11 protein-coding genes are annotated in these 11038 nt (G+C 49.9%); 9 read left to right on the top strand and 2 right to left on the bottom strand.

Translation table 11 applies throughout. The annotated features are described in order from the left end of the window. The first annotated feature begins 722 nt into the window (after nt 1–722). The 7 genes from GTN70_05315 to GTN70_05285 all read left to right on the top strand — a co-directional run bounded on the left by GTN70_05315 (nt 723) and on the right by GTN70_05285 (nt 8264). Complete coding sequence (locus tag GTN70_05315) at nt 723–1046, top strand: acyl carrier protein (protein ID NIO16402.1); 324 nt, start codon at nt 723–725, stop codon at nt 1044–1046. Further along, nucleotides 1009–2037 carry an HAD-IIIC family phosphatase gene (locus tag GTN70_05310; GenBank protein NIO16401.1) on the top strand — a complete coding sequence of 343 codons (1029 nt, stop codon included), beginning with the start codon at nt 1009–1011 and terminating at the stop codon, nt 2035–2037. Before GTN70_05315 ends, GTN70_05310 begins: the two co-directional genes overlap by 38 nt. Beyond that, nucleotides 2034–3554, top strand: a complete 1521-nt coding sequence (locus tag GTN70_05305) for a radical SAM protein (GenBank protein NIO16400.1) — start codon at nt 2034–2036, stop codon at nt 3552–3554. Before GTN70_05310 ends, GTN70_05305 begins: the two co-directional genes overlap by 4 nt. Continuing rightward, entirely contained in the window at nt 3475–4530 is a 1056-nt protein-coding gene (locus GTN70_05300) for a methyltransferase domain-containing protein (protein NIO16399.1), read from the top strand. The genes GTN70_05305 and GTN70_05300 overlap by 80 nt, the downstream gene beginning before the upstream one ends. Then, nucleotides 4527–6371 (top strand): nodulation protein, encoded by a 1845-nt coding sequence (locus tag GTN70_05295; protein ID NIO16398.1) that lies wholly within the window; start codon nt 4527–4529, stop codon nt 6369–6371. The genes GTN70_05300 and GTN70_05295 overlap by 4 nt, the downstream gene beginning before the upstream one ends. A gap of 56 nt (nt 6372–6427) precedes the next feature. Then, nucleotides 6428–7372, top strand: coding sequence for an NAD-dependent epimerase/dehydratase family protein (locus GTN70_05290; GenBank protein ID NIO16397.1), 945 nt, complete (start codon nt 6428–6430; stop codon nt 7370–7372). Nucleotides 7373–7520: 148 nt separating this feature from the next. Then, nucleotides 7521–8264, top strand: a complete 744-nt coding sequence (locus GTN70_05285) for a hypothetical protein (GenBank protein ID NIO16396.1) — start codon at nt 7521–7523, stop codon at nt 8262–8264. A gap of 14 nt (nt 8265–8278) precedes the next feature. Here the strand turns inward: GTN70_05285 and GTN70_05280 are convergent, their stop codons facing one another. Beyond that, complete coding sequence (locus tag GTN70_05280) at nt 8279–8902, bottom strand: CPBP family intramembrane metalloprotease (GenBank protein ID NIO16395.1); 624 nt, start codon at nt 8900–8902, stop codon at nt 8279–8281. Between the two features lie 259 nt (nt 8903–9161). Here GTN70_05280 and GTN70_05275 point away from each other — a divergent pair, with 259 nt between their 5' ends. Further along, nucleotides 9162–9398: a DUF4258 domain-containing protein gene (locus GTN70_05275; protein NIO16394.1), complete on the top strand. Its 237-nt coding sequence runs from the start codon at nt 9162–9164 to the stop codon at nt 9396–9398. A gap of 3 nt (nt 9399–9401) precedes the next feature. Beyond that, nucleotides 9402–9602 carry a DUF2283 domain-containing protein gene (locus GTN70_05270; protein NIO16393.1) on the top strand — a complete coding sequence of 67 codons (201 nt, stop codon included), beginning with the start codon at nt 9402–9404 and terminating at the stop codon, nt 9600–9602. A 236-nt stretch (nt 9603–9838) separates the two neighbouring features. Here GTN70_05270 and GTN70_05265 read toward each other — a convergent pair. After that, the coding region (locus GTN70_05265; protein ID NIO16392.1) for an oxidoreductase at nt 9839–11038 on the bottom strand (1200 nt) is incomplete at its 5' end.

The raw sequence follows: 11038 nt of genomic DNA, 5'->3' as shown, positions 1-11038 counted from the left end.
TCGAGACAGATACCTACATCGCGCAGCCCGAGTGGATCAGGGAGGGCATCAGGCCCGACAGGGAGTATCTGGACCATTTGCTCTCGGGTAAAAATTTGCTGAGTGAAGCTTATTATGAAAAATTAGCAGCGACGGAAACGTTGGATTAAGTGAAAGAGAGCAGAAAGCACCAAAACCGAAAACCAAATGGTTCGAACAGCCGAAGTTCCAAGGATCCACACAACAGGGGATCCGGAAAGCCTATGTAGACAGATATCCCATGCCGGGAAGTTTGCTGGCAAGGTCCGAGGGGCAGAAGTTTCAAGGTTTCGATGAAAAACAGGTGATATTTTCCATTTGGTGTTAACTTTGAATTCTAAACTCTAAACTCTGAACTGCCATCTACTCACCGAGACGATGGTTCGAACATCCGAGGATTCGAAGATCCGAGAAAACCAGATAGCAGGACATCGGCAAACTGGGAGCTGCATGATTGTTGTAAAAGGGGAAACAAAATTCGAACTGAGATTTAAATAAAATAAGTACAATTACTTATGTTGTTCGTATTGACACACAACTCAGTTTTGTTACCATTTATCTAAATGCGTTTTTGAAACGTTGTTTGTTTTTTGTTGTTGCTAACCTTTCTCGAAGTTCAGGGGGGACTTCAACAATACTCACAGATTTTGGTACTGAGCAGGAAGCATCGGTGGGATGCTCTTTTTGTCTTGAGGTATTTTCTTATGACCAAAGACATCGAAGCGATTCTCTGGACATACATAAGGGAGAATTATCTCCCGAGGGGAATCGATACAGCCTTCAACGATGATGAGAACCTGTTCGATAAAGGGATAATAGATTCAGCTGGGCTAATTTCCTTCGTAATACATGTCGAGCAGAGGTTTGGCCTTACCATACCCGACGAGGACCTGCTTCCGGAGAATTTTTCGACGGTTAGAGATATTGCCGACTACATACGGCAAAGAACGGGGGTGCTGCCTCCTATAACTCCTCTTCAAGGAGTTAAGAATGGAAAAGACAAAGAAATGCGTGATTTGGGATCTTGATGATACGCTCTGGGACGGTGTTTGTCTCGAGGGTGACGTCAAGATTCGCCCGGAGGTATGTCATGTAATCGAGGAACTGGATAGCCGAGGCATCCTTCATTCGATTGCAAGCCGGGGAGAGGAAGATGTTGCCCTGGCAGTGTTGAAGGAACACAATCTTTATGATCTTTTCCTTGTTCCGCAGATAAACTGGGAACCCAAACCTAAGAATATAATCACTATCACGAAGGAACTGGGCATAGGGCTCGATTCCATCGCTTTTGTAGACGACGACAGTTTCGAACTCGAGCAGGTTGCTTACATGCTTCCGGAAGTAATGACGATCAACGCAAGAAGTGTGAAAGAGCTCCCATTAATTACTTATTTCAACCCTGAGAAATTAACGGAAGAAGGCCGCGCCCGCCGCCGTTTCTATCAGGCTGAGCAGCAAAGGAAGGAGGCAGAAAGTCGCTTCTCAACGCGGGAAGAGTTTCTGAAATCTTGCAACATGTGTCTAAGGATTCGGCCGATGAAGGAGGATGATATTCCGAGAATTTTGGAACTAATGTCCCGAACCCACCAGTTGAATACGGTGGGACGGGTCCTCCCTCAGGATGAATTGAACAGGATCCTGAGGGACGAGGCCCAAAATACAGAGATTTATGTTGCGGATCTTGCTGATCGGTTTGGAGACTATGGCACTATCGGTGTTGCTATAGTCGATTCAATGAACGATTCCTGGACATTGCGATACCTCGCTGTGTCCTGTCGAGTCCTTGGCCGGGGTGTTGAAAGATCAATCCTCACTTTTCTCGTTCATGATGCCTCCAAAAAGGGGTTTTCCCACGTTGATGCAGCGTTCCGGGACACCGGGAGAAACAGGCCGATGCGGGGTCTCTATCAGATGATGGGGTTCCGAGTATTGTCTGTTCAGACGAATGAAGGCACCATGATGTTGCGCGCTTCGGTTGACAAGGTCTCTCCTGGGCCGAAATGGGTTGAGGTGATATGAGAATTCTGCTCATAGATATATTGCGGACTACGCTGGAAGAAGTGTGGCCATCGGTGGAGCATTCCCTGGGTCTCATGTATATTGCCTCTTCGTTGAAAAAACAGTTTGGGAACCGGGTTACGATTCGGATCTGGACACTCATATCGAAACCGAACCAGCATGATGATGAGCGAAGAAAAACAAGGGAAATCCTGGAAGAGTGGCAACCAGATATGGTTGGAATTCGATGTTTAACGATAGGGAAGGATTCCATGTTTGTCCTCGCAGAAACTGTTAAGGATTGGAACAGTGACTGTTTCCTCGTTGCGGGGGGGCCGTATCCTACTGATGATCCGGAGGAACCGATTAAGAGTGGAACTATAGACTTCGTGGTCATAGGAGAGGGCGAGTTAACGGCAAACGACCTCGTGGGTCGCTTGCTTGAACGAGCTCCTGTGACCGATATTCCCGGTATCGCTTATCTGTGTGATGGAAAGGTTGTGAGGAACGGGCCACGGCTTTTGAATCTCGATCTCGACTCACTTCCCTTTCCGGACTATTCGCTGGTCGACCTCGATGAATTCTCAAACCAGTACCTGACCTTCTCGTCCAAGATCTATCAACCCCATGGCAATATTCTTACCACGAGGGGCTGCGCGTACCGGTGTATGTACTGCCACCATATCCTGGGCAAGAAGTTTCGCGCAAGATCACCTGAGAACGTTCTTGCTGAAATCCGATTCCTCCATGATCGGTATGGCATTACAGATTTCCAGATCATAGACGACATATTTAACTTCAATCCAAACCGTGCCAAGGCGATATGCGATCTCATTATCAAGAGCGGAATGAACCTGACATTTTCTTTTCCCAACGGAGTGCGAGGCGACATGATGGATGAGGAACTCATAGACAAGATGGCAGAGGCGGGAACGAAATTTATTTCCTATGCTGTAGAGACGGCATCACCGAGGTTGCAGAAGTTGATAAGGAAAAACCTGAAGCTCGACAGGGTATTTCGCGCGATCGAGTATACGGCGAAAGTGGGTGTTATATCCCGTGGTTTCTTCATGCTTGGATTTCCCACGGAAACCGAAGAAGAGGCGCTTCAGACGATCGAGTTTGCAAAGGCGTCTGCACTGTGCGGCGCCACATATTTTACCGTCGTTTACTTTCCCGGTACGGAACTGTACCGCCTGGCCCGATCACTCGGCTATTTCAAGGAAGATGGTTACAGTGTGCAGCGTGATTACGTGCAGGTGGGAGAGGGACCCTACGATTTCAGCCTCGAGAGGCTCGTTCATTTGAAGAAGAAAGCGATACAGGAGTTCGCCTTCACGAAGGAGAGGATCGACAATGCCCTTAGGGTGCTGCCGAATTATTTTACTCAGAGAGAGATAGACGGGTTTTTCATGGCCTATGTCGTCAGTTCTCAGATGATGTTAGATGAGGTTCGGGATGAAGTGGCGAGAAAACATCTCCGGAGATACTTCATCGTCGCAGAAAGATTTTCCAGAGCGAAGGAATTCTATGTGTGAAGGTGATGGTTATAACAGGGTGACGGGTGAGGAGATAATTTCCAATGCAGATGGTGATGTGACCGGTAAGGTACGGCGATTCTACGAGCTTTACCAATTTCCGAGCGTCCGACCACCTGATCAGGACGGCCTGATTCTCATGCGGCGGATGACGAAGAGGCTATCTGGAAGGGACGGTGGAGAAACTGTTAGGAGGAGGGTTCTGGATGCTGGATGCGGGACGGGGAACACGTCTGTTTCCCTGGCGAAACAGCACAGCAATGTTGACTTTCTAGGGGTGGATATATCATCACCGTCGCTTTCTATTGCGAAGAAGGCGGCTCAAAAAGCGGGGCTGCGAAACATCCGCTTTCAAAAATGGGACCTCATGAAACCCGGGCTCGATGATGAGCCCTTTGACTTCATCCTCTGTCTTGGCGTACTGCATCACACGCAAAACATGGGACAGGTTCTCACCAATCTCAAGAATGTGATGAAGGATGATGGTGAATTCTACCTCTGGGTCTATGGCCGCCACGGAAGGTACCGCCACTCTCTCAACCGGTGTTTGCTCGATATGCTTCTATCTGTAAAGCCGGACTCAGCTGATCCGGTGGAACTCGCCCGTGATTTTGCTTTGAGCACAGGAGGTGGGAACGTCTTGAGTGACCTGTTCGGTGATTCGCTGTCTGATTCGGCGAAGGAGAAGATTATCAAAGAGCCTGCCTGGATTGCCGACCAGTTTTTAAATCCACATGAAACGCTCATCGAAATGAGAGAACTTCTCGATCTGGTATTCACGACTGGCTTCGAGATCGACAGGTGGCTCGGGGTGGCTGAGAGCGTTTCCCGTTACATCAGTTCGCCTGAACTGGTGGAGCGGTTCGAACTCTTGCCGAAAAGGGAGCAGCTTATTGCACTCGATCTCATGCTGAAGCCTGACCGTTACTTCGTAACACTCCGTAAGGGCACAAACGGAAGAGGCGATGAAGGATGATTGTGCTCGGCTACACGGGTTTTACGAGGGATTCGCGTCTTCCCGGCGGCGGAAGAAGCCTCTTTGCGAAAACGGATCTTGGGTTCGACGGTATATTCTCTTTCAGGGATGGTGAAGTTCCCTTTTCCATGTTTCCCCTCGGCTATTTAGGCCATGATGCCTCAGCTGCAATTGTGGTCGATGGAGAGGTTTTGGCATGTGCTGCCGAAGAGAGATTCACTCGCGCTAAACATGCGCTCAATCTGGCGGGGAATACTTTGCTTCCGGTCAATGCAGTGGCATACTGTCTCGATACGGCCGGTATCACCATCGATGAAGTGGACATGGTGGCACACTATTGCGACTTTCAATTGCCCCTTATCGCAAAGCGATTGGAACTGCTGAGGCCCTTTCTATCGGATGGCGCTGCGGGAAAGGTTGAGGAGTCGTATATGCAGTTGTATCGGACGATGTTGTGCCGGAGTGCGGTCCTCGAACAGTTCGAGCGAATGGTGGGAACTAGGCCTGATGTTTTTATCCCTGTGCGCCATCACGATTCACACGCGGCGAGTGCATACTACGCGTCGGGTTTCGATGAGGCCTTGATATTGACCCTCGACGGTACGGGGGAGTTGGAGAGTTCTATCCTCGCAGTCGGGGAGGGTTCGAATATCAGGGAGTTGCGTCGTGTGTTCCTGCCAACATCGCTCGGCGCCCTTTACCTAATTGTTACGGTTTTCTTAGGTTTTCGGAGCTTGGGGGACGAGTACAAGGTGATGGGGCTGGCTGCGTATGGAGACCCCTGTCGATACCGTGATTTCTTTGAATCGATCGTCCATCTGGAGAGTGAGGGAAGATACTCCACGCCTTTGCTCGCACAGGATACTTTTAAGGATCTGATCATTGGAGAACTCGGTCCTCCAAGACGGCCTGACGATCAGATCGAGGATCGTCATGCGGATGTTGCGGCGGCCCTTCAGGAGGCACTTTACCGTGCCGTTTTGCATTCGCTGACCCACGCCCGTTCCACTACGGGGATAACTCGTCTGTGCCTTGCGGGCGGCGTAGCGCTGAACTGCTCTCTCAACGGAGTTATAGCCCGTTCCGGGCTCTTCGATGACATTTTCGTGCAACCTGCGGCGAGCGATGAGGGCTGCAGCGTTGGAGCGGCCCTGAATGCCTATTATCAGAAGAATAATCGGTCTCCGGCTCACGATTCTCGATGGAATCAGGTGTATCTGGGCCCTGAGTACGATGAGGGAGAGATCCTTGTCTCTCTTCACCTATACAGGGAGAGGATTCAGTGGGAGATAGTGGATAACATCGAACAAACCGTCGCGATCGAATTAGCAAGGGGCAAGGTGGCAGGGTGGTTTCAGGGTAGGATGGAATTTGGCCCGCGGGCTCTCGGTAACAGGAGTATACTGGCTGACCCTCGTGATGATGGGATGAAAGACAGAATAAACGAAAAAGTAAAGCGGAGGGAGCCTTTTCGGCCTTTTGCCCCCTCAGTACTTGAGGAAGATGCTCAGGAATATTTCGATATGCAGGGACTGTCTTCGTCACCCTTTATGCTGTTCACAGCTCCTGTGAAAGATGCCTACAGGGCAAAAATTCCAGCCGTTACTCACGTCGATGGGTCTGCCCGATTGCAAACGGTATCTCGATCGGCGAATCCCCTGTATTGGGAGCTCATCTATGAGTTCAAAAGGTTAACGGGTGTGCCCCTTGTTCTAAACACATCTTTCAACGTTCGAAATGAGCCGATTGTCTGTTCCCCGGAGGATGCTGTCCGGTGTTTCCTGTCCACGGATATTGACTGTATGGGAATTGGTAGATTTTTTGTGAAAAAAAGGGTGTAGCCGCTATGCGCCGGGTAGCATTGGTTACGGGGGCATCGGGATTTGTAGGGAGGTGGATGATTGAATCGCTGCGAAAAAGAGGATTTCGGGTAAAAGCGGGGATTCGTCGAACGGCTCACGCTAGGTATTTTGCCGGCTTCCACGATGTGGAAACGATTACCATAGATATTCTCGACAGGCAGTCCCTCGTAAGAGCAATGAAAGACGTTGACTCGGTCTATCATTTTGCTGCATTAGTGGACGCAATGGCCTCAGGGGATGATCTGTTCCGGGTCAATGAGGAGGGGACGCGGAAAGTGTGGGAGTGCGCTGCTGCATCTGGGGTTAGTGCTGCACTTTACTGCAGCAGCGCTGCGGTTTACGGTTTACTCGCGAGCTCTGACCAACCGATCACTGAAGATGTGAGGCCCAAGGCAGTAGAGCCTTACGGCCGTTCGAAGCTCGCTGGAGAATCCATAGCCCTTGAGGTTGCGGAAAAGTCGGGCCTGCCAACCATCATTATTCGACCGGTTGGTTTATTTGGCCCTGGCGAACACACTCCTGTGGGGGTAGCACTTCGAAGTGCTGCTTTCTCGAGCTTCCTTCTTGCACGGGCCGTGAAGGACAGGAAGTTCAGCTATGCCCACGTGGAAGATGTTTCCGAAGCAGCAGCGCACCTGATGCATCGCGAAGGATGCGAGGGACAGGTATTTAATGTTGTAGTGGATAATCCTATTTCCTTCGATGAAGCCTTCGAGGCATACCTGAGAGTCCTCAATCGATCGGGGTATCCACTCGGCCGTGCGAAGCTTCTTGGGAATGTCTCGGTATTGATGCAGAAACTCCCCTCGATAACCCATCTGCTGTCACGGTCGGCTGGAAGATTGGGCTTCACCGTTTGGCGTCCTGAGTTTTTCATCACCTACTCGTCGAAAAAGCTCCTCGAAACCTCTTTTCGGTTCAAGTGGGCTCGTTTCGAGGAGTTGCTGCAGTCCTGCATGAATGATTTCGCCCACTGTTAAAGGTGACCGTCTCCTTTCCCGGGCCGGATTTCAAGAATGGGTGACTAAATCCCGGTTGTTTGCTTACCGGGATTGATTATCGCTGGTTTGGATCGGGGAGCAAAACAAAGGTCATGCGGTATGCTGAGAGATGAGGACGGCTCTGCCTGTGAAAAACAGGGAAGATCAGAAGATTCGAGAATGGCGGTTTTACCTGGTTATCATCCTCCTCGTGTATATCATCTGGTTGCTGGCGTTTACTTCTGTGAATATCTCTGCCTCGAATCTCCTTTCACGCGATCTGACATCCCGGCTTGACAGACAGATTCCCGTGATTCCCGGATTTGTCTGGCTCTACGATTTTTGTTTTATCCTTCCCTTCTTTTCTCTCTTCATTATGGTTGATTGGCATCGCGTGAATCGAATGCTTCTCAGCTTTATAATCGCAAATGTTTCAGCCTTTTTTGTATACGTGATGTTTCCAACAGCATTTTACAAACCGGAACTCGGCCAATCGATTGCAGAGCGTTTCCTTTCGATTCAATATGGCGCGTATCCAGCAGGGGCAAACAACTTCCCGAGCATGCACGTGGCCTTCGTTTGGCTGTTCTATCTCATGTGCCGCGGGCAGCGTTTGAAGGGGATAGGCGATATGTTGATACTTTCTTTAACAGTAGCAGCAACATTTTCGACATTGTTCGTGAAGATGCACATTGTTGCTGATGCTTTGGCCGGAATGGTCTGGGCTTTTTTGGCCTGGGCAGTCGGAACGCGACTCTATCCCTATTTAACCGATTCAGGGGATGCAGCTCCTGTTGCGCTCGGGAAAATGTTAAAAAAGATCGCTCCGTATATCCTTTCGGGGGGGGCATTTTTATTGGCGTTGATAAGCTGGAAAATGTTTTTTCTGTAATGAAAACAAAGGGTTTATGTTCGAGCTAGAGTTGCTATCACAAACATTGCAATATTGACCGCGAGATGCGATATGATACCCGGCCAGAGAGTATCGAAGCGGCGAAACAGCCATCCCCAGAAAAGGCCGAGAAGAAACGGTGAAAAACAGGTAACAAAGCCGATGAGATAGCCGAGAAAAAGGGCGTAGAAAGGAAAGTGTATGAGTCCAAAAAGGGCAGTTGAGAGAAAAAGTCCCGCCCTCTCCTGAAGATAATCTCTCCAATAATATTCCTCTAGTATCGGATTAACAATGAGTATGTAAAGACCGAACAGTGGCCATGGTTGGATCCTGTTGAGTGCTGACATTCCTTCTTGTGTGAACAACCCCATCTTTGCCAACCAGAGTGTAAACGCAGAAATCGCCAATAGCAGGAGGGCCGATGTGATACCTACCATGAGAATCCAGGAGCGCCAGTTTGCAATGGGAAAACGTGCTCTCTTTATATGACTCCGGGGAACAATGAGACAACCGACATGGTAAGCCACGAATGCCAACCAGATATTGTTTTCGGTAAATCGGAGGATGAAATAAATAGGGATGAGAGGCCAGAGGCCAAGAGTGAGAATGTATATCAGGTTGATGCGATTTTTTTCCATATGATAATCATTCGCAAGTTTTTGTTAATTATAAGATACTCTGGTTAGAAAGCAGAGAGAGGAAAAAACAAAAACATGAGTTTTCAAACAATGGAGGAATCGAAGATCCGACCAGCCGGGAAAACTGGAGGCTGGGAAGTTGAGAAAAACCGGAAATCATAATGGAGATAATTTTAAGTTTATACAGGGAAATGATGTATTAAGAACAAAAATTGCTTAAATATGATGTGCGCTTTTCAAGAACAACGAAGGGATCTTCATGAAGTTTTCCAGACATGCAAAGAACAATACGAAGCTATATAAGATAGCGCCAAATGATATTGAAAAACCCATTGAAAAACCTGACTTGTCGGACAAAGGAAACGATAAGCAAACAACTATCAGAAGGTTTCGGGACAAATACTTTGGATACCCTCTCAAGGTAGTGTATAAGATAGAAAAAGAAGAGGTTATCATCGTGACGGTGTATCCATTGAAGAGGAAAGATTGGAGGTAACCGGTGAAAGTACTATACGATGAAGACGTAGATGCTGCTTACATTCAGATGTCTACCAAAAAACCTGACGGTGCTATAGAAGTCGCAGAGGGAGTAATACTTCATACGACAACGAAAAACGAAATTGTCGCGATAGAAATACTCGACGCAACCAAGAAGATCCCGCTTGAAACCCTTCATGAACTTGAATTTATTTCTGCCTGATCGAATAAAATTTCTCTGACTTTCCAGTTTCGGGGTTAACTGAGAAAGATATATTGCTCGAACAGCCGAGCAGTCGAAGATTCGAAACTCCGAACATCTCGGGGTCAGTTCCCATTTTCTCATATTCTGAGGATATGGGAACTGACCCTCCGGGCACCCCTGACCCGCAATTCCAATTTCTACTTTCTAACTGAATAGTATGTATTCATAACATTTGCGGGGGGGAATCTATCAGGTCACTTCCGGAGCCTTTTCCACACCTCTTCCGCGCAGAAGTGACCGCCCATTATGGCGCCGGAAAACCCGCCGGAAAACAGCCATGCCGAGGCGAAGTAGAGGTTCCCTACCGGGGGTCTGAGTTTCATCCTCTTCCGGCCCGCCTGGCCCGTGGTTTGGGCGAAGCCGTAGGCCGTTCCCCCGGGGTTCAGGGTGAAGCGCCTGATGGTCTTCGGGGTCGCCACCTCCCGATACTCTATCTCCTCCGCGATACCCGGGATGAGGGTTTCCAGCCTTCTGATAAAGGTCTTTGCTACCTGCTCCTTCTTCTCCCTGTACTCGTCCGGCCCCAGCCCTTCCCACTCCGGGAGGTAGTCCACGCAGACCATGGAACCGAAACTCTTCCCTTCCGGGGTCAGCCCGGAGTCGATCAGGCTGAAGTCGACGAAGCTTACGTTTCTAAGGGAGTAATCGGCCCTCCTGTTCTCCCTCATGTCCGAGAGGTTCCGGACACCCCCGTCGAAGAGAAAGGTGGTGTACGAAGGGTTCCCCAGCTCCCTCACCGGTCTTTTGAAGCCGAGGTAGAGGGTAGTCAGGGAGGGGGCCACCTCGAGCCTGTCTACCAGGCTCCTCAGGGGGCCGCTATCCCCGGGAGAGAGCAGGTCACGGGCCACAGAGGGTATGGAGGCGTTCGCGATGATTGCACGCCCGACGGCTTCCTCTCCTTCCTCATCGCCACCCGTCGTCTTCCTGTAGCGCACCCCGATAGCCTTCCCATCCTTCGTGAGGATGCCGGTGACGAGGTGCCGGTAGAGCACTTCCCCCCCGCAGGACCTGATCACCCCGGCCAGGTAGTCGGAGAGCTTCTGGGACCCTCCCTTCACGTAGTGCCCTCCCCCGGTGAAGTAACTCCCCTGAGCGACGGCAAAGAATATGAGGGAGAGGGTGTAGGGATCGTCATGGTAATACACGAGGTTTCCAAGAAGGGCCAGCTTCAGGTCCTCGTCCCCTATTATGCTGTCGAGAAACTGCCCGACCGTGGCTTTTTCCCTGAACACCAGATTCCGGAAGAGCAGGGGAAACACCGGGAGAAGGAAAAGGAGTTTCCAGTTCTCACGGGGCAGCTTCGCAACCTCCCCGTGGATGGCCCGTATGACACCGAAAAACTTCTCTATCCCGGCTTTTTCATGGGGAAAGCGCTCGGAGAGCACGCGGCGGGC

It is taken from the genome of Deltaproteobacteria bacterium, from assembly GCA_011773515.1.
Lineage (GTDB): Bacteria > Desulfobacterota > Deferrimicrobia > J040 > J040 > WVXK01.
Note: the sequence above shows the minus strand (reverse complement) of the source record. Positions and strands in the feature narration are given on the sequence as shown.